The sequence below is a fragment of the Streptococcus sp. CL5.50 genome (assembly GCF_049738015.1).
In the GTDB taxonomy this organism is placed as follows: Bacteria; Bacillota; Bacilli; order Lactobacillales; family Streptococcaceae; genus Streptococcus; species Streptococcus mitis_CA.
Genome location: NZ_JBKOTR010000003.1, coordinates 130256 through 150769, shown reverse-complemented (window position 1 = coordinate 150769; position 20514 = coordinate 130256). Strand labels below are relative to the sequence as shown.

Annotated in this window: 18 protein-coding genes; 17 read left to right on the top strand and 1 reads right to left on the bottom strand. The window is 39.5% G+C overall.

The features are described from left to right. Positions 1-38: 38 nt before the first annotated feature. The 13 genes from greA (at position 39) to msrB (ending at position 11224) form a co-directional block, all read left to right on the top strand. Positions 39-521, top strand: a complete 483-nt coding sequence (greA, locus tag ACLNCV_RS03155) for a transcription elongation factor GreA (RefSeq protein WP_000818748.1) — start codon at positions 39-41, stop codon at positions 519-521. A 75-nt stretch (positions 522-596) separates the two neighbouring features. Then, complete coding sequence (locus ACLNCV_RS03150; RefSeq protein ID WP_424844852.1) at positions 597-1961, top strand: amino acid permease; 1365 nt, start codon at positions 597-599, stop codon at positions 1959-1961. Positions 1962-2061: 100 nt separating this feature from the next. Further along, complete coding sequence (locus ACLNCV_RS03145) at positions 2062-2472, top strand: GNAT family N-acetyltransferase (RefSeq protein WP_424844851.1); 411 nt, start codon at positions 2062-2064, stop codon at positions 2470-2472. A 370-nt stretch (positions 2473-2842) separates the two neighbouring features. Next, positions 2843-3688: an ABC transporter ATP-binding protein gene (locus ACLNCV_RS03140; protein ID WP_424844850.1), complete on the top strand. Its 846-nt coding sequence runs from the start codon at positions 2843-2845 to the stop codon at positions 3686-3688. A gap of 15 nt (positions 3689-3703) precedes the next feature. Continuing rightward, a complete protein-coding gene (locus ACLNCV_RS03135; protein WP_414302427.1) occupies positions 3704-4432 on the top strand; it encodes a hypothetical protein in 729 nt (242 codons plus the stop codon). A 378-nt stretch (positions 4433-4810) separates the two neighbouring features. Next, positions 4811-5020: a helix-turn-helix transcriptional regulator gene (locus ACLNCV_RS03130; protein WP_001107500.1), complete on the top strand. Its 210-nt coding sequence runs from the start codon at positions 4811-4813 to the stop codon at positions 5018-5020. Then, positions 5010-5498 carry a DUF6773 family protein gene (locus tag ACLNCV_RS03125; RefSeq protein ID WP_261125919.1) on the top strand — a complete coding sequence of 163 codons (489 nt, stop codon included), beginning with the start codon at positions 5010-5012 and terminating at the stop codon, positions 5496-5498. The genes ACLNCV_RS03130 and ACLNCV_RS03125 overlap by 11 nt, the downstream gene beginning before the upstream one ends. 115 nt (positions 5499-5613) lie before the next feature. After that, positions 5614-7074, top strand: a complete 1461-nt coding sequence (locus ACLNCV_RS03120) for a nicotinate phosphoribosyltransferase (RefSeq protein ID WP_424844849.1) — start codon at positions 5614-5616, stop codon at positions 7072-7074. Beyond that, the gene (nadE, locus tag ACLNCV_RS03115) at positions 7071-7895 is read left to right on the top strand and encodes an ammonia-dependent NAD(+) synthetase (protein ID WP_261052557.1); all 825 of its coding nucleotides are present in this window, start codon (positions 7071-7073) and stop codon (positions 7893-7895) included. Before ACLNCV_RS03120 ends, nadE begins: the two co-directional genes overlap by 4 nt. 204 nt (positions 7896-8099) lie before the next feature. After that, on the top strand, positions 8100-8642 hold the full coding sequence (locus tag ACLNCV_RS03110) for a GNAT family N-acetyltransferase (protein WP_424844848.1): 543 nt from the start codon (positions 8100-8102) through the stop codon (positions 8640-8642). Between the two features lie 172 nt (positions 8643-8814). Then, positions 8815-9525, top strand: coding sequence for a thiol-disulfide oxidoreductase-associated membrane protein CcdA2 (gene ccdA2 / locus ACLNCV_RS03105; protein WP_064276520.1), 711 nt, complete (start codon positions 8815-8817; stop codon positions 9523-9525). A gap of 13 nt (positions 9526-9538) precedes the next feature. Then, positions 9539-10102, top strand: coding sequence for a redoxin family protein (locus ACLNCV_RS03100; protein WP_261240997.1), 564 nt, complete (start codon positions 9539-9541; stop codon positions 10100-10102). Between the two features lie 9 nt (positions 10103-10111). Then, a complete protein-coding gene (msrB, locus tag ACLNCV_RS03095; RefSeq protein ID WP_261240995.1) occupies positions 10112-11224 on the top strand; it encodes a peptide-methionine (R)-S-oxide reductase MsrB in 1113 nt (370 codons plus the stop codon). On the opposite strand, the gene ACLNCV_RS03090 is transcribed toward msrB, so the two are convergent. Continuing rightward, positions 11221-11412 carry a hypothetical protein gene (locus ACLNCV_RS03090; RefSeq protein ID WP_261240992.1) on the bottom strand — a complete coding sequence of 64 codons (192 nt, stop codon included), beginning with the start codon at positions 11410-11412 and terminating at the stop codon, positions 11221-11223. The genes msrB and ACLNCV_RS03090 overlap by 4 nt on opposite strands. Positions 11413-11486: 74 nt before the next feature. Between ACLNCV_RS03090 and ACLNCV_RS03085 the strand changes: the two genes are divergently transcribed. The 4 genes from ACLNCV_RS03085 to ACLNCV_RS03070 all read left to right on the top strand — a co-directional run bounded on the left by ACLNCV_RS03085 (position 11487) and on the right by ACLNCV_RS03070 (position 20481). Further along, positions 11487-12224, top strand: coding sequence for a response regulator transcription factor (locus ACLNCV_RS03085; protein WP_424844847.1), 738 nt, complete (start codon positions 11487-11489; stop codon positions 12222-12224). Further along, on the top strand, positions 12221-13912 hold the full coding sequence (locus ACLNCV_RS03080) for a cache domain-containing sensor histidine kinase (RefSeq protein ID WP_424844846.1): 1692 nt from the start codon (positions 12221-12223) through the stop codon (positions 13910-13912). Before ACLNCV_RS03085 ends, ACLNCV_RS03080 begins: the two co-directional genes overlap by 4 nt. 114 nt (positions 13913-14026) lie before the next feature. Next, positions 14027-14590, top strand: coding sequence for a TIGR01440 family protein (locus ACLNCV_RS03075; RefSeq protein ID WP_000659517.1), 564 nt, complete (start codon positions 14027-14029; stop codon positions 14588-14590). Between the two features lie 2 nt (positions 14591-14592). Continuing rightward, positions 14593-20481: a ZmpA/ZmpB/ZmpC family metallo-endopeptidase gene (locus ACLNCV_RS03070; protein ID WP_424844845.1), complete on the top strand. Its 5889-nt coding sequence runs from the start codon at positions 14593-14595 to the stop codon at positions 20479-20481. Positions 20482-20514: the final 33 nt, after the last annotated feature.

The window sequence follows — 20514 nt, the reverse complement described above, 5'->3', positions numbered from 1 at the left end:
GATAGAGATTCAATACTATCGAAAGAAAGTTGAGAAAAATGGCAGAAAAAACATATCCTATGACCCTTGCGGAAAAGGAAAAACTTGAAAAAGAATTAGAAGAATTGAAATTGGTTCGCCGACCAGAAGTGGTAGAACGCATTAAGATTGCCCGTTCATATGGTGACCTTTCAGAAAACAGTGAATACGAAGCAGCTAAGGATGAACAAGCTTTTGTCGAAGGACAAATCTCTAGCTTGGAAACAAAAATCCGTTATGCTGAAATCGTCAATAGCGACTCAGTTGCCGATGATGAAGTGGCGATTGGAAAAACAGTCACTATCCAAGAAATTGGTGAGGACGAGGAAGAAGTTTATATTATCGTAGGTTCAGCCGGTGCAGATGCCTTTGCGGGTAAAGTTTCAAATGAAAGCCCAATTGGACAAGCCTTGATTGGCAAGAAAACAGGTGACACAGCAACCATTGAAACACCTGTTGGTAGCTATGATGTAAAAATCTTGAAGGTTGAAAAAACAGCCTAAAAATAGAAAAAAGGAGTGGGGAGGCAGTGCGCTTCACTCACTCCTTTTTCCATTTTAAATTGAATTGGAGACGTTATGAGTTCAAAGAAGAAAAAAAATAAGATGGAGCGTGGTCTGACCAATCGTCACGTGCAGGTTATGGCCATTGCGGGAACAATCGGAACAGGACTCTTTTTGGGAGCGGGGCGCTCTATCAGCCTAACAGGTCCTTCCATTGTACTGATTTATATGATTACAGGGGCCTTCATGTTCCTCATGATGCGTGCGGTTGGAGAAATGCTCTACCAAGACCCTGAGCAACATACCTTTATCAACTTTATCACGCGCCATTTGGGTAAGGGCTGGGGTTATTTCTCAGTTTGGTCCTACTGGCTATCCGTTGTCTTTATCGGTATGGCGGAAATTACAGCCATCTCTCACTACGTCCAGTTTTGGTTCCCTAGCTGGCCAAGTTGGATGATTGAGATTGGATTTTTGACTATTCTAGCCTTGGTCAATTTGATTGCGGTGAAACTTTTTGGGGAAGTTGAGTTTTGGTTTGCTATGGTCAAGATTGTGGCTATTTTAGCTATGATTGCCACAGGAGTCTTTATGGTCTTGACAGGCTTTAAGACACCACATGGAGTAGCAAGTTTGGCTAATATTGCTGACAATTTCTCTCTCTTCCCAAATGGTGGAGTCAACTTTGTCATGGCCTTCCAGATGGTGTTCTTTGCCTACCTCATGATTGAGTTTATCGGGGTAACAACTTCTGAAACCAAAAATCCACGTCAGGTCTTGCCAAAAGCCGTTAAGGAAATTCCTTTGCGTATCGCCTTTTTCTACGGTGGTGCCCTCTTAGCCATCATGGCTATCATTCCTTGGCGTGAGCTTGCCTCTGCTGATTCTCCCTTTGTTACGGTATTTGAATTAGCCGGTGTCAAGTGGGCAGCAGCCTTGATTAACTTCGTCGTTTTGACCTCAGCAGCATCTGCTCTTAACTCAACCCTTTATTCAACAGGGCGTCATTTGTACCAGATTGCCCATGATTCGCCAAATCCATTCTTAAAAGCTATCAAAGCAGATACTCTTTCTCGCCATAATGTGCCACAAAATGCCATCATTGCCTCAGCAATCTTGATTGCCCTAGCAGCCTTTATCAACATCTTGCCAGGTGTTTCCGATGCCTTTGCCTTGATTACGGCATCGTCGTCAGGTGTCTATATCGCCATTTATATCTTGATTATGGTGGCTCACCTTAAATACCGCAAGTCACCAGACTTTATGGCAGATGGCTATCTCATGCCCCATTATCGTTTCCTAAATCCCTTAACCATGCTCTTCTTTGCCTTTGTCTTTGTAACCCTCTTTTTACAAGAGTCTACATTTGTCGGAGCAATCGGTTCAGCTATCTGGATTATCGGTTTTGGGATTTACAGCCAGTGGAAATTTAGAAAATAGATTTGAAACTCATCAACTCAGGTTGGTGAGTTTTTGCTAGTTTGACAGTCCATTGAAATAAGACTATAATCAAGCTGTATCAGTTTTCGAGGAGGTTTAGATGTACTTTAGATTGGAAAATAAGGAATCCCATAAATCACAAGAAATAGGGAATCTGATTCGTGTTTATAACCGTTCCAAAAGAGAAGAGGCTGAAAGTGAGCCACTTAATCTTTATGTCGAAGATGAAAAGGGCAATCTCCTGGCAGGTTTGGTAGCTGAGACTTTTGGAAATTGGCTAGAAATCGAGTATTTATTTGTAAAAGAGGAACTGAGAGGGCAAGGAATCGGTTCAAAACTATTGCAACAGGCAGAAAGTGAAGCTAAGAATCGAAACTGTCGTTTTGCCTTTGTCAATACTTACCAATTTCAGGCACCGGACCTTTATCAGAAACATGGCTATAAGGAAGTCTTTTCTTTGCAAGACTATCCCTACACAGGAAAAAGATTTTATTACCAAAAAGATTTGTAAGGTGAGTATGAAAGTATAAGGCAAAGGGGAACTTGACATAAGTCTCGATAAATACCAGTAAAATCCTACAAATTGTGTCTTTCTAGACGATATTGAGGACAATACAATTGTAGCTGAGAAGGTGGGAATCAAGGCTTATCAAGTTAAGAAAAGAAGTGATGTCGTCGAAATTTTGAAATCATATATTTAGATTCAAAACTCTCTATCTTTTTGTGGTAGAGAGTTTTTTTGTTAACAAAATATTACAAAATGACATTTATATATTGCATTAAGTTAGATATATGATATAATGATGTTGAAAAGAGGCGCAACTTTTTAAAATTAATGAGAATCAAAGAAAAACCAAGAATATTAATGGAGGAATTACAAAATGGAAGTTATAAATGTAAGTAAAAATTATGGTCATTCAACCATTCTCAAAGATATCAATTTCGCACTTAACAAGGGTGAAATTGTTGGTCTAGTAGGGAGAAACGGAGTTGGTAAGAGTACATTGATGAAAATTCTTGTTCAGAATAATCAACAGACTTCAGGGAATATTACAAGGAGTGATAATGTTGGGTATTTAATCGAAGAACCAAAGTTATTTTTATCTAAAACAGGTTTAGAGAATTTAAAATATTTGTCAAATTTATATGGTGTTGATTACAATAAAGAAAGATTTGGGAGTTTGATTCAAAAGTTAGATTTGACTCAGTCTATTAATAAAAAAGTAAAGACCTATTCTTTGGGTACAAAACAAAAATTAGCTTTGCTTCTAACTCTCGTTACGGAACCTGATATATTGATTTTAGATGAACCGACTAATGGTTTAGATATTGAATCATCACAAATAGTTTTAGCGGTTCTAAAAAACTTAGCTTTACATGAAAATGTGGGAATTTTAATATCGAGTCATAAATTAGAAGATATTGAAGAAATTTGTGAGAGGGTTCTTTTCTTGGAGAACGGGCTTTTGACATTTCAAAAAGTAGGAAAAGATAGTCATAATTGCTTGTTTAAGATAGTTTTTTCATCAGCTACAGATAAAGACATTTTCATTACCAAACAAGAATTTGGAGATATTGTTCAGGAAGAGGGATTGAAAATTACTATGTCTGGGAATATTCAAAGTAGTGAACTTTTTAAATTTTTTAACGAAAACTATATTAAAGTAGTTGATTTTGAAACTAAAAAAGAGACGCTTAAAGATATTTATCTAAATCGTTCAAAATAAAGGAAGGTTATAATCATGAAATTAAATAAATTGAATTTTCTTAAGGAAAATATAAGAGATTTATATTCATCAGGCGTAATATATCTCGGATTGGTTATCTCGTTTATACCGCCGATACTGGTTACATTCTTTATTCTAAAGACTCAAGGGACATCACTTGGTATTAAGCATATTTCAAATTTTTATGCTATGCTCGGTATGTTAATGGCTGTTATACATGCTAACCGAATTATTAGCAGGGATTTTTCCCACAATACGATCAGTTTATTTTATAATCAACAGAAAAATCGGATGATTTACGTTTTGTCCAATTTTCTATATGCCATCTCAGTTTCCATTATTTATGCTTTGAATGGTATGGTGTTACTAGTCATCGTAAGTAAATTGGGTGTTCCAGGTGCTTTAGGATTAGATTTTATAGCAGCCATTGTAGTCAATACAATTTTGTTAGTCCTATTTTATTTTCTATTATCTTACATTTTCTATTTATACAAATTGAAAAGTGGCTTGGTATTTGGTATTTTAGTAGCTTTACTACTCTTTATCCCTAATATATTAAATACGATTGTGATGAATACTAGTAATGATTTGTTTATCAAAGCAATTGAACTTCTTCCTTTTTATTCCTTACCTGTATTTGTTGCTTCAAATACGATGTCTATTAGTCAGTATCTTGTGGTAATCACTACAATCATTTTATTGTATTTTTTCACTCTCAAGAAAAGTAAGGAGTATTCATTTTAGTTTCGTTTAGTATTATTTTGTAGACTGCAAATCCAGCAAAAAATCAGTCATCTTGCTATGCTCCTGCTCTTGTTGTGTACACGTTTTTGTCTTATGCTAGACTCATTTCCAAAAGCATTATATAATAGTGATATGAAATCAACTAAATAAGAAATACAAGCAATCAAAACTCGTTTAAAAGATCCTACCAAAGCTAATACTAAACAAAAATAAAAGAGTAAACTAGGAAGTTTATTTCAAACAATCCAACATACTGATTTTAGGCTGAAGATAATATTGGAGTGCTAATTAATGAGGTTATAATAAATAGCTGACAGCTTGTGTTGGTTTTGGATTTTTTAAGAGTAGATGAGTATTAAAACTATAAGGAGGACGCAGGTGGCTAAAAATTTAAAATTAAAATTAGCTCGTGTAGAGCTTGATTTGACACAAGGTCAACTGGCAGAGGCTGTTGGGGTGACGCGCCAGACTATTGGTTTGATAGAGGCGGGGAAATACAATCCCAGTCTCTCACTCTGCCAGTCTATTTGCAGATGTTTAGGGAAAACCTTAGATCAACTATTTTGGGAGGAAGAAGATGGTAAATAAATTTATTCATTATCAATTACTTGACGAAAGAGAAGAACAACTAATCAATAAAGCTGGAGCGGAATCCTTTACCCTCTTCATTGGGCTTGTGCTTCTAAGCTATTTGGTGGCTGTATTAGCTCCCTCTATTTTTAATCCGAATTTTCTAGTCTATACTCTGATAGTAGGAATTTTCTTCTTTTTCAATCGTGCTCGTTATCTGGGAGTGACCTACTATAGTCGTTTTCATTTTACGATTTTGGGTTGTTTTTTCCTAAACTTGGCTATTACGACTCTTTTGATGTTGCAGAATTATCAATTCAACATAGAAATTTATCAGCACAATCCTTTGAACCTTAAATACTTATCTGCTTGGGTCATTACTTATCTGATTTACCTTCCTTGGGTTTTTATCGGTAATCTCGGCCTTAAAAGTTATGGCGAATGGGCTCAGAAAAAGTTTGGACAAGATATGGATGAATTGGAGAGTGGTGAATAACTTGTTACTCTTTTCTCAATCCAGCTAAAATGTGTTATAATAGTACTAATTTATTGGAATACATGAAAGTTCTTGAAAATTTTCATGGGTTTCTAGCTAAGGAAGTAGGAAAAGTATGTATCCAGATGATAGTTTGACATTGCACACGGACTTGTACCAGATTAACATGATGCAGGTTTACTTTGACCAAGGAATTCACAATAAAAAGGCGGTCTTTGAGGTTTATTTCCGCCAACAGCCTTTTAAGAATGGCTATGCGGTTTTTGCAGGTTTGGAAAGAATTATGAGTTATCTTGAAGACCTGCGTTTTTCAGATAGTGATATTGCCTATTTGGAGTCGCTAGGCTATCATGGGGCATTCTTGGACTATCTCCGCAATTTCAAGTTGGAGTTGACCGTTCGTTCTGCCCAAGAAGGGGACTTGGTCTTTGCTAATGAACCGATTGTGCAGGTGGAAGGCCCTCTAGCCCAATGTCAATTGGTAGAAACGGCTCTTTTGAACATCGTCAACTACCAGACCTTGGTGGCTACTAAGGCAGCTCGTATTCGTTCAGTCATTGAAGATGAGCCTTTGATGGAGTTTGGGACACGTCGGGCGCAAGAGATGGATGCGGCTATCTGGGGAACACGCGCAGCGATGATTGGTGGTGCCAATGGAACCAGCAACGTGCGTGCTGGTAAACTCTTTGACATTCCTGTTTTGGGGACCCATGCCCATGCCTTGGTACAGGTTTATGGCAATGACTATGAGGCCTTTAAGGCTTACGCTGCTACCCACAAAAATTGTGTCTTTCTTGTGGATACCTACGACACCCTTCGCATCGGTGTGCCAGCTGCTATTCAGGTGGCGCGTGAGCTGGGTGATCAGATTAACTTTATGGGTGTGCGGATTGACTCTGGGGATATTGCCTACATTTCCAAGAAAGTCCGTCAGCAATTGGACGAGGCTGGATTTACAGAGGCTAAGATTTATGCTTCTAATGATTTGGACGAAAATACCATCCTCAACCTCAAGATGCAAAAGGCCAAGATTGATGTCTGGGGTGTGGGAACCAAGCTGATTACAGCCTATGATCAGCCAGCTCTTGGGGCAGTTTATAAGATTGTTGCCATCGAAGATGAAAATGGGAACATGCGCAATACCATCAAGCTTTCTAATAATGCGGAAAAAGTGTCTACGCCAGGTAAGAAACAGGTGTGGCGCATTACCAGTCGTGAAAAAGGCAAGTCAGAAGGAGACTATATCACTTATGACGGTGTGGATGTGAGCGACATGACGGAAATCAAGATGTTCCATCCGACTTATACCTACATCAAGAAGACCGTTCGTAATTTTGATGCCGTTCCTCTCTTGGTGGATATCTTCAAAGACGGAAAATTGATTTACAACCTGCCTAGCTTGACTGAGATTCAGGCTTATGCCCGTAAGGAATTTGACAAGCTTTGGGATGAGTATAAGCGTGTGCTCAATCCGCAGCATTATCCAGTGGATTTGGCGCGTGATGTATGGCAAGACAAGATGGACTTGATTGACAAAATGCGTAAGGAAGCCCTCGGTGAAGGAGAAGAAGAATGAGTTTGCAAGAAACGATTATCCAAGAGCTGGGTGTCAAACCGGTGATTGATGCTCAGGAAGAAATTCGTCGTTCCATTGATTTTTTAAAAAGATATTTGAAAAAACACCCCTTCCTTAAAACTTTTGTACTAGGGATTTCTGGAGGACAAGACTCAACATTAGCAGGACGATTGGCTCAACTGGCCATGGAAGAACTGCGAGCAGAAACGGGAGATGACAGCTACAAATTTATCGCTGTCCGTCTGCCATATGGAGTGCAAGCTGATGAAGCAGATGCTCAAAAAGCCTTAGCATTCATCCAACCAGATATCAGTTTAGTGGTGAATATCAAGGAGTCTGCAGATGCTATGACAGCTGCAGTTGAAGCGACAGGTAGTCCTGTTTCAGACTTCAACAAGGGAAATATCAAGGCACGTTGCCGTATGATTGCTCAGTATGCCCTTGCTGGTTCCCATAGCGGAGCGGTCATTGGAACAGACCACGCTGCGGAAAATATCACAGGTTTCTTTACCAAGTTTGGTGACGGGGGTGCGGATATTCTCCCTCTTTACCGCCTCAATAAGCGTCAAGGAAAACAACTCTTGAAGGAACTTGGTGCAGACCCAGCCCTTTATGAAAAAATCCCAACAGCAGACCTAGAAGAAGACAAACCAGGCCTAGCTGACGAAGTAGCCCTCGGAGTCACTTATGAAGAGATTGACGACTACCTAGAAGGCAAAACAATCAGCTCAGAAGCCCAAGAAAGAATCGAAAACTGGTGGCACAAAGGCCAACACAAACGCCACCTACCAATCACAATTTTTGATGACTTTTGGGAGTAAAAAGGTCCGGGGGACCTTTTTACCCCGAGTCTAAAAATAGGAAAACGAGGCACCTCCAGTGGAGGTTCTTACCCCGAGCATGGAAACAGGTAAGCGAAGAAGGTCCGAGAGACCTTTTTAGCTTATTACCTTGAAATTAAAAAGCAAAGTAAATTTAAATTGAGGTTGGGCAGAGAATCATCTATCAGAAAGTGAGGTAGCGTAATGAAATCTATCGGTACGCAAATGTTACAGACAGAACGTTTGATTTTGAGAAGATTTGTGGAAAGTGATGCAGAAGCCATGTTTCAGAATTGGGCTTCATCCGCTGAGAATCTAACCTACGTCACCTGGGATCCTCATTCTGATGTCGAGGTGACTCGAAACTCGATCCGAAATTGGGTTGTTTCCTATGCTAATCCCAACTATTACAAATGGGCCATTTGTCTCAAAGAAAAGCCAGAGCAGGTGATAGGAGATATCAGCATCGTTGCAATAGATGAGAATGATTCTTCTTGTGAAATTGGCTATGTGCTAGGCAAGAAATACTGGGGTCATGGTATGATGACAGAGGCTTTGAAAGCTGTCTTGGACTTTTGTTTTACTCAAGCAGGTTTTCAAGATGTCAGAGCACGATATGCTAGTCTTAATCCAGCTTCAGGTCGTGTCATGGAGAAGGCTGGAATGTCCTATCTCAAGACTATTACCAATGGTGTAGAGAGAAAAGGCTATCTTGTGGACCTTATTTATTATCAGATAAGTAGGTAAGAATAGTGAATTTTCTTTTCAGTTTCCATCAAAGTCAGACTTTGTCTGGCTTTTTTTGCAACATTTTTTACATAACCTGATTAAATTCCTATTTTTCCCTATCATTATCCCTATTTTTTCTGGAATTTTGAGGCTATAATAGTCCTATCAAATCAAAGAATGGAGGAAGGCAATGGATAATATAATCTTTTTTATCAGTGTTTTTCTTGCTGGAATTCTTTCCTTCTTTTCTCCTTGTATCTTACCCTTGTTACCGGTCTATGCAGGGGTACTACTGGATGATAAAGATGGTGCTCAGGTTTCTAGTGGCAAATGTTCAATCTCACTTGTTAGTTTATTGCGAACTCTGGCCTTTATTGCAGGGATATCCTTTGTTTTTATCTTACTAGGCTATGGAGCTGGTTTTTTAGGCAATTTGCTTTATGCTTCTTGGTTTCAGTATGTGACGGGTGCGGTTATCATTCTCTTGGGCTTGCACCAGATGGAAGTCTTACATTTTCAGGGACTCTACAAGGAAAGAAGGATACAATTAAAGAGACAGGTACAAAAGGGTAAGGGCTATAGTCAGGCATTTTTACTGGGGTTGACCTTTAGTTTTGCTTGGACGCCTTGTGTTGGGCCGGTTCTTGGCTCTGTTTTGGCTTTAGCAGCTTCAGGTGGTTCAGGTGCTTGGCAGGGAGCTGGTCTCATGTTAATTTATACGCTGGGTCTAGCGCTACCATTTTTGGTTCTAGCTCTAGCCTCCAGCTATGTTTTGAAACATTTCCGAAAACTTCATCCCTACCTCGGAACCCTCAAAAAAGTAGGTGGTTTCCTCATTATCGTGATGGGAATCTTGGTGCTTTTGGGAAATGCTTCCATTTTGACTACATTATTTGAATAGAGAGGAAAAAGAAATGAAAAAATGGCAAACATGTCTCCTTGGAGTAGGATCAATCTGTTGCTTGGCAGCCTGTTCGGCTAAAAATATGTCAGACGAATCTACTATGAAGGAGCAAACAAAAACAGAACAAGTTAGTTCGCAAACTGCGACTAAAGGTCAGGCGGTTGCTGATTTTGAACTGACGGGAGTAGATGGCAAGACTTACCGTTTATCTGATTACAAGGGCAAGAAAGTCTATCTCAAATTCTGGGCGTCTTGGTGTTCCATCTGTCTAGCCAGTCTTCCAGATACGGATGAAATTGCTAAGGATGCTGGTGATGACTATGTGGTCTTGACAGTGGTGTCTCCTGGACACAAGGGGGAACAAGCTGAAGCAGACTTTAAGAACTGGTACAAGGGCTTGGATTATAAAAATTTCCCAGTTCTAATTGACCCATCAGGCAAACTTTTGGAAAGTTATGGTGTCCGTTCTTACCCAACTCAAGCCTTTATAGACAGGGAAGGTAAGCTAGTCAAAACGCAACCAGGTTTTATGGATAAGGATATGATTTTAAAAACATTGAAAGAAATGGGGTAGAGAAAGGTCATGAATGATAAAGTAAAATTGTTTGTCTTGGCAGGAATCTTTTTCCTAGCCATAAGCGGTTTCTATTTTCTATTGATGCGAAATATAGGGCAGACAGATAGCTCGCAAATTGAGAAAGCATCAGTTAGCCAAGGAGGAAAAACAGTGAAAAAAACAGAAGTGAGTAAAGATGCAGACTTGCACGAAATTTATCTGGCTGGAGGTTGTTTCTGGGGAGTGGAGGAATACTTCTCACGCGTTCCCGGAGTGACAGATGCCGTTTCAGGCTATGCAAATGGTAGAGGGGAAACAACCAAGTACGAATTGATTAACCAAACAGGTCATGCGGAGACTGTTCATGTCACCTATGATGCTAATCAAATTTCTCTTAAAGAAATCCTGCTTCATTACTTCCGCATCATTAATCCAACCAGCAAAAATAAACAAGGAAATGATGTGGGTACCCAGTACCGTACTGGTGTTTATTACACAGATGACAAAGATTTAGAGGTGATTAACCAAGTCTTTGATGAGGTGGCTAAGAAATACGATCAACCTCTAGCAGTTGAAAAGGAGGCTTTGCAGAATTTCGTGGTGGCCGAGGATTACCACCAAGACTATCTCAAGAAAAATCCAAATGGCTACTGCCATATCAATGTCAATCAGGCAGCCTACCCCGTCATCGATGCCAGCAAATATCCCAAACCAAGCGATGAAGAATTGAAAAAGACCTTGTCACCTGAGGAGTATGCAGTCACCCAGAAAAATCAAACAGAACGAGCTTTTTCAAACCGCTACTGGGATAAATTTGAATCCGGTATCTATGTGGATGTGGCAACTGGCGAACCCCTCTTTTCATCAAAGGACAAGTTTGAGTCTGGTTGCGGATGGCCTAGTTTCACCCAACCAATCAGTCCAGATGTTGCTACTTACAAAGAAGATAAGTCTTACAATATGACACGCATGGAAGTACGGAGCCGAGTTGGAGATTCTCACCTTGGCCATGTCTTTACAGATGGGCCTCAGGATAAGGGTGGCTTGCGCTACTGTATTAATAGTCTCTCTATCCGATTTATTCCCAAAGACCAAATGGAAGAAAAAGGCTACGCTTATTTACTAGATTATGTTGATTAATACTCTTCGAAAATCTCTTCAAACCACGTCAGCGTCGCCTTACCGTATCTAGGGTTACTGACTTCGTCAGTTCTATCCGCAACCTCAAAACAGTGTTTTGAGCTGACTTCGTCAGTTTTATCTGCAACCTCTAAGCTGTACTTTGAGCAGCCTGCTGCTAGCTTCCTAGTTTGCTTTTTGATTTTCATTGAAGAGGGCTTTCCTAAGCAGTTAGAGGAGAATTTTGCTATACTGATACTAGTAAGTGACAAAGGAGAGAAGCATGACCTATACAATCTTAATCGTAGAAGATGAATATCTGATAAGACAAGGCTTGACCAAGCTGGTCAATGTAGCAGCCTACGATATGGAAATCATCGGTCAGGCTGAAAATGGAAGGCAGGCTTGGGACTTGATTCAACAACAAGTTCCAGATATCATTTTAACCGATATCAACATGCCTCAGCTAAATGGCATCCAGTTGGCCAGTCTGGTTCGAGAAACCTATCCTCAGGTTCATCTAGTTTTTTTAACAGGCTACGATGATTTTGATTATGCCTTGTCTGCTGTCAAACTCGGTGTGGATGACTACCTGCTCAAGCCCTTTTCTCGTCAGGATATTGAGGAAATGTTGGGGAAAATCAAGCAAAAGTTGGATAAGGAAGAAAAGGAAGAGCAGTTACAAGATTTATTGACCGATAAGTTTGAGGGAAATATGGCTCAGAAAATCCAGTCCCATCTGGCTGATAACCAGTTTAGTTTAAAATCTTTGGCCAGTGACTTGGGTTTTAGCCCGACTTATCTGAGTTCTTTGATTAAGAAAGAGTTAGGCCTGCCTTTTCAGGATTATCTGGTGCGAGAACGTGTCAAACAAGCCAAGCTCTTGCTTTTAACTACAGATCTGAAGATTTACGAGATAGCCGAAAAGGTTGGCTTTGAAGATATGAACTATTTCACCCAACGTTTTAAACAGATTGCAGGTGTGACACCTCGTCAGTTTAAGAAGGGGGAAGGTCGATGAAGCGTTCTTCTCTCCTAGTCAGAATGGTTATTTCTATCTTTCTGGTCTTTCTCATTCTCCTAGCTCTGGTTGGGACTTTCTACTATCAATCTAGTTCTTCAGCCATTGAGGCTAGCATTGAGGGCAATAGCCAAACGACTATCAGTCAAACTAGCCACTTTATCCAGTCTTATATCAAAAAATTAGAAACCACCTCTACCAGTTTGACCCAGCAGACGGCTGTCCTAGCCTATGCTGAGAATCCCAGTCAAGACAAGGTCAAGGGAATTCGAGATTTGTTTTTAACCATCTTAAAGGCAGATCAGGATTTGAAAACTGTTGTGCTGGTGACCAAATCCGGTCAGGTCATTTCTACAGATGACAGTGTGCAGATGAAAACTTCCTCAGATATGATGGCTGAGGACTGGTACCAAAAGGCCATTCATCAGGGAGCTAAGCCAGTTTTAACCCCAGCTCGTAAATCAGATAGTCAGTGGGTCATTTCTGTCACTCAGGAACTTGTTGATGCAAAGGGAGCCAATCTTGGCGTGCTTCGTTTGGATATTTCTTATGAAACTCTGGAAGCCTATCTTAACCAACTTCAGTTGGGTCAGCAGGGCTTTGCCTTTATCATCAATGAAAACCATGAATTTGTTTATCATCCTCAACATACAGTTTATAGTTCGTCTAGCGAAATGGAGGCCATGAACCCCTATATTGAGACAGGGCAGGGTTATACTCCAGACCACCAATCCTATGTCAGTCAAGAAAAGATTGCTGGAACTGATTGGACGGTTCTGGGTGTGTCTTCGTTGGAGAAGTTAGATCAGGTTCGGAGTCAACTCATGTGGACCTTGCTTGGGGCTAGTGTCACATCTCTTCTTGCCTGTCTCTGCTTGGTGTGGTTCAGTCTCAAACGTTGGATTGCTCCCTTGAAGGATTTGAGAGAAACTATGCTGGAGATTGCTTCTGGTAATCAGAATCTTCGTGCCAAGGAAACTGGTGCCCATGAACTGAGAGAAGTGACTCGCCAGTTCAATGCTATGTTGGATCAGATTGATCAGTTGATGGCAGCTATTCGCAGGCAGGAAGAAACAACCCGTCAGTATGAACTTCAAGCCTTGTCGAGCCAGATTAATCCGCATTTCCTTTATAATACCTTGGACACCATCATTTGGATGGCTGAATTTCAGGATAGTCAGCGTGTGGTGCAGGTGACCAAGTCCTTAGCGACCTACTTTCGCTTGGCGCTCAATCAAGGCAAGGACTTGATTTCCCTGTCTGACGAAATCAACCATGTCCGCCAGTACCTCTTTATCCAGAAACAACGCTATGGAGATAAGCTGGAATATGATATTGATGAAAATCCTGCCTTTGATAAGCTAGTTTTGCCCAAGCTGGTGTTACAACCCTTAGTAGAAAATGCTCTTTACCATGGCATTAAGGAAAAAGAAGGTCAGGGACATATCAGAGTTTCTGTTCAGAAACAGGATTCAGGACTAGTCATCCGCATTGAGGATGATGGGGTTGGTTTCCAAGATGCTGGCGATAGTAGTCAAAGTCAACTCAAACGTGGGGGGGTTGGTCTTCAAAATGTTGATCAACGGCTCAAACTTCATTTTGGAGAAGATTACCAAATGAAGATCGATTCTATTCCCTCAAAAGGAACGATAGTAGAAATATACATAAATAGAATAGAAACTAGCTAACTCCCAGTCAATTCTGGGAGTTTTATGCATAATTGGGCAAGCTTTCTAGGTTGTCTATCTTGCTAAAACGTAGAAAAAACGATATGATAGATAATGACAAAAGAGGTATCAAGTATGAAGGAAAAAGACATTCAAAGAGAAACAAGCCAGATTGTAAAAGATGTATTAGAAAAGGCCAATTTGAAGCAAGGATCTATCTTTGTTTTGGGCCTTTCTTCTAGTGAAGTGATAGGTGGTCAGATTGGCAAGGAATCCAGCCAAGAAATTGGCGAAATCATTGTGAAAACCATCCTAGATATCCTAGAGGAAAAAGGAATTCATCTAGCCGTTCAAGGTTGTGAACATGTCAATCGGGCCCTCGTCGTTGAACGTCAGGTGGCAGAGCAGTTTGGTCTGGAAATCGTCAGTGTCCTTCCTACCCTTCATGCAGGAGGGTCAGGTCAGTTGGCAGCCTTCAAGTTTATGCAAGATCCAGTTGAGGTCGAATTTATCAAGGCTCATGCTGGATTGGATATCGGAGACACTGCAATTGGCATGCATGTCAAGCATGTTCAGGTTCCGATTCGCCCTCTTTTGAGAGAGATTGGGCATGCCCACGTAACGGCGCTGGCTAGTCGTCCAAAATTAATCGGAGGTGCGCGTGCGCACTATCCGCAAGATTCTATTAGAAAGTCGTGAGAATGAGAAAAACAAAACAACAACTAGAAAAAATCACCAAATATTCAATTCGTAAGCTAACTGTTGGGGTAGGTCCTGTAGCCATCGGGGCCTTCCTTTTTGGTGCAAGTACCCTTTCAGTAGACAAGGTGCAAGCCAATGAAGTTGGTGGTGCTCATAGCGTTCATTACCGTTATTTGGCAGAGCAGGAATTGACTGAGTCTGAAAAAGCTCTGATTCATCATGAAGTTCCTACAGAATTTCAAGATGATGATATTCTTTATGTGGTTTATCGTAAGAAGGCAACTAACAGTCAACAACTTCCATACACAGGAAGTAAGGAGCTAGCTCTAGCAGGCCTTGGCTTGGCAACAGCTTCTCTAGCAGTCTTTTTGGTGTCTAAAAAAGGTCGTAGAGAAGTTCTAGGTGTTCTCTTGATTGGTTCTTTAGGAGCCAGCACTTTTGTACCTTATGGGACATTTGCGTTTGAAAATAAGGAATTACTTTCTTATAACCAAACTATTTCAGCCTCTACACATGAAGGCTTGGCTGAAGGGATTATCCACATTGATGGTTATGAGTACATCGGCTACTTCAAGGAGGCAGAACTCCATCCATCAAGACCAGCTTCAGCTGAGAAGCCTCAGTTGCCAGTAGAAAATCAAAGTTCAAAAGAAATCGAGAAAACAGAAGTCGTTCAAGAAAGACATGCTGTTGCTCTGGAAACTGTCGTTGAAAAACCTGTAGTAGAGACTCCAGTTGCTCCTGAGGTTGAAGAAAAACCAGTTTCTGAAAAACCTCAGACAAGACAGGAAGAGAGCTTGGTGGAGATTCCTTTTGAAACAGTCACAAGTCCAGATGCGAATCTAGTAGAAGGACAGACTCGTATTGTCACAGCCGGAGTAAATGGTCAGCGTCGTCTTGTAACCAAAGTTTCGGTGGTCAATGGTCAAGAAGTTAGAGAAGTCATCGAAGATCAAGTAGTCCAAAATCCTGTGTCGCAAGTCATTGCAGTCGGAACTAAGAAAGAAGTGCAACCTGCCCCAACTCCAGTACCGCAATCAGAACCAAGTCACCAAGTAGCTAAAGGTACTCAAGAGGCAGGCAAAGAGGGTCAAGCCTTAACGCAAGCAGAATTACCAGAAGCCCCAATTGAAGTCAAAGGCACCCAAGAAGAAGATAAAGCAGGTCAAGCTCTGACGCAACCAGAAAATCAAGAATATCATGAAGCAAAAGGTGTTCAAGAAGTAAAAGAAGATGAGAAACAAGGTCAAGCTTTAGTACAGCCAGAACTTCCTGAATATACAGAAGCAGTTTCAACTAAGGGAACACAAGAAACAGGAAAAGAAGGACAAGCTACAGAGCAACCTGCAAACCCAGAATATAAAGTAACAACAGGTACAGTTGAGAAGTCTACTGAAAGTGAACTAGATTTCACAACAGAAGTAGTTCCTGATGACACAAAATATGTGGATGAAGAAGTAGTTGAACGTCAAGGTACTAAAGGGGTTCAAGTTACTAAAACAACTTATGAAACAGTGGAAGGTGTCGAAACAGATAAAGTCGTATCTACAACGACAGAATTGAAAACTCCTGCCGTTTCTAAAGTAGTTAAAAAAGGGACAAAACCAATTGAAGGAACAAAAGTTGAAATAAGAGAAGAAGTCATTCCTTTTGAAACCAAAGAACAAGAAGATGACACTTTAAAACGCGGAACAAGACAAGTAGCTCAAAAAGGTGTAGAAGGTAAGAAACAAATTACTGAAACCTATAAAACGATTCGTGGAGAAAAAACAAATGAAGCTCCAACAGTAGAAGAAACAGTTCTCCAAGCACCTCAAGATGAGATTATCAAAAAAGGTACAAAAGGTTTAGAAAAACCAACCTTAGAATGGGCTAACACAGATAAAGATGTCTTGAAGAAGAGCGCTACAGCTAGTTATACATTGAATAAACCAGCTGGAGTAGAAATCAAATCGATTAAAGTAGCTCTGAAAGATAAGACTGGACAAGTTGTTAAAGAAGTGACAGTAGAAGAAAATAAATTACAAGCTACTTTAGACAACTTGAAATATTATCAAGGCTATACACTATCCACAACGATGGTCTACGATCGAGGCGAAGGCGAAGAAACTGAGAAATTAGAAGATAAACAAATTCAGTTAGACCTCAAAAAAGTTGAAATCAAGAACATCAAAGAAACAAGCTTGATGAGTGTAGATGCTGAAGGAAAAGAAACAGATAAGAGCTTATTAACTGAAAAGCCAACAGATGTTGCTCCATTATATTTACGTGTAACAACGCATGATAATAAGACAACAAGACTTGCAGTAAGTTCTGTTGAAGAAGTGGTTGTTGATGGCAAAACATTGTACAAAGTTGTAGCAAAAGCTCCAGACTTAGTTCAACGTAGAGCTGATGATACACTAAGCGAAGAGTATGTACATTACTTTGAAAAGCAAAAAGCAAAAGTCGGAAATGTCTATTACAACTTTAAAGAACTCATTGAGGATATGCAAAAAGACCCAACTGGTGAGTTTAAACTTGGTGCGGACTTAAACGCTGTGAATGTACCAACACCAAGTAAACAGTATGTAACAGGAACGTTTAAAGGTAAGTTGTCTAGTGATGGGGATAACCGCTTTACAATTCATAACCTAGCGCGTCCACTATTCAACCGAGTTGAAAACGCTCATATTCATGACTTCAATCTAGGTAATGTTGATATCAATATGCCTTGGGCTAACAAGACAGCACCGCTTGGTGAGATGTTTAAGAAGTCAACGATTGAAAACATTAAAGTAACAGGTAATGTTGTAGGTAACAATGACGTTACGGGTATGGTCAATAAACTGGATGAATCCAATATGCGTAATGTAGCCTTTATCGGCAATATTACAAGTGTAGGTAACGCAGGATGGTGGTCTGGCGGACTTGTCAGCGAAAGCTGGAGAAGTAACACAGATAACTCTTACATTGATGCCTATATTAAAGGGAATAAAGCTAAGGTCGGTGGACTTGTTGCTAAATTGAATCACGGTGATAATCCGAGAGACGTTAGTGCATGGGGACGTTTGAAGAACTCTGTTGCCAAGGGTACAATTGATGTGAAAGAACCTCTTGAAACAGGTGGTTTGCTTCATTCTAACTGGTCATGGGGACTTGCTGAAAATAACGTTACTATGATGAAGGTGAAGAATGGCGGTGAGATTCTTTACGGTTCTCGTGATGCAGAGGATGATGATTACTTTGGTGCAAACTGGGTTCGAAATAATAATGTATTCGTTAATGGTGTAAGTGAAGGTAAACAATCCTATTCTCGTTCTAGTCGTTGGAAAGGTGTTTCCCAAGAAGAAGCTGATGCAAGAATTGCTAAAATGGGAATTACTGCACATGAATATACAATAACTGAACATTTTGTAGATAAGTTAAATCATAAGGAATCAAAAGTTGACACTTATAAATCTACTCAAGATTATGATGCATCTCGTGAGCTTGCTTACCGTAACATCGAAAAACTTCAACCATTCTACAATAAAGAATGGATTGTAAATCAAGGTAACAAGATTCCTTCAGATTCTAAATTACTGAATACAGAAGTATTATCTGTTACAGGTATGAAAGATGGACAATTTGTGACCGACTTATCAGATGTTGATCATATTATGATTCATTATGCTGATGGTACGAAAGAAGAAAAAGCTGTGTCACCTAAGGCTACATCAAACGTGGAACAAGTAAAAGAATATGGTATTACAGATTTAGGAGATGTAGTTTACACACCAAATATGGTGGTTAAAGACCGTACTCAATTACTAAGTGATATTAAAGCAAAATTAGATACAATTACTCTTGAATCTCCTGAAGTTCGTGCGATAACAGGTAATGTTGGAGCATTATATTTAGAAGAAAGTTTCGCAGAAGTAAAAGGAAATCTTGATAAATTAGTAAAAGCTCTTGTTGAAAATGAAGACCATCAATTAAACGGTGATGAGGCAGCCATAAAAGCACTTCTTAAGAAAGTAGAAGATAATAAAGCTAAAATTATGATGGCACTTACTTACCTCAATCGTTATTATGGAATTGAATATGGTGACTTGAACATTAAGAATATGATGATGTTTAAACCAGACTTCTATGGTAAGACACCAAGTGTTATTGACAGATTGATTCGAATTGGCTCGCAAGAAAAGAACTTAAAGGGTGATAGAACTCAAGATGCATACCGTGAAATTATTGCAGGAGACACTGGTAAAGGTGATTTACGTAGTTTCTTAGATTATAATATGCGTCTCTTCACAAATGATACAGATCTTAACGACTGGTTTATTCACTCAGCGAAAAATGTTTATGTTGTAGAACCTGAAACAACAAATCCAGATTTAAAAAATAAACGTCATCGTGTCTTTGATGGTCTGAATAATAATATGCATGCACGTATGATTTTACCATTATTGAACTTGAAGAAAGCACATATCTTTATGATTTCAACCTATAATACTATGGCTTATAGTTCATTTGAAAAATATGGTAAAAATACAGAAGCTGAACGTGAAGCGTTCAAAGAACGTATTAATTATGTAGCTAAAGCTCAACAAACATACTTAGACTTCTGGTCACGTCTTGCACTTCCGAATGTTCGAGATAGACTACTTAAGAGCCAAAATATGGTTCCTACACCTGTATGGGATAATCAAGCTTATGCGGGTATTAAGGATGCTAATCGTCGTGGATATGGTAAAGATGGGAAGGTAGCGACACCGATTCGTGAGTTATTTGGACCAACAGATAGATGGCATCAAATTAATTGGAATATGGGAGCGATGGCTAAAGTCTATGCAAAACCATATGAAGATGAACAAGTTTTCTTCATGGTAACAAATATGTTAGAGGACTTTGGTATTTCAGCATTTACACATGAAACAACTCACGTAAATGACCGTATGGCATATCTTGGTGGTCATGGACATCGTCAAGGTACAGATCTTGAAGCGTACGCGCAGGGTATGTTACAAACGCCTGATAAATCAACTTCAAATGGTGAATATGGAGCATTAGGGATTAATATGGCTTATCATCGTCAAAATGATGGAAATCAATGGTATAACCCAGATCCTGAAAAATTACAGACTCGTGAACAAATTGATCACTATATGAAGAACTACAATGATGCTCTTATGATGTTAGATCATCTTGAGGCTGATGCTGTATTACCGAAGTTAAATGGAAATACGAGTCGCTGGTTCAAGAAAATGGATCGACAATATCGTAGTGGAAATTCAGGTCATCAGTTCGATAAAATTCGTGAGTTGACAGAGGATGAGAAAAAAGTAGCAATCAATACTATTGATGATTTAATTACTAATAACCTAATGACGAAACATGGTGCTCCTGGTGATGGTACTTATAATCCAACGGATTTTGGGTCTGCTTATGTCAATATGAACATGATGACTGGTATCTATGGTGGAAATACAAGTACTGGTGCTCCTGGTGCGGCATCCTTTAAACACAATACATTCCGTATGTGGGGTTACTTCGGATATGAGAATGGATTTGTTGGATATGCTTCTAGTAAGTATCAAGATGCAGCTAATAAAGAAAATAATAAGATGTTAGGTGATGACTTCATTATCAAGAAAGTTTCTAATAACAGATTTAGTACTCTTGAAGAATGGAAAAAAGCTTATTATCAAGAAGTGAAAGCAAAAGCTGACAAAGGATTTACTGCAATTGAAATTGATGGTAAACAAATTACTAATTATGCTGAGCTAAAAGTCTTATTTGATAAGGCGGTTGAGGCTGATCTAGCAGGTGGAGGAACAGCTAAAACTGTAGAGCTTAAATCAAAAGTCTTTAAAGCACTTCTTAAGAATACTGATGGATTCACAGGAAATCTTTTTAAAGCATAAATTGTATTAAATAGATGAGTAAAAAGGTAGATT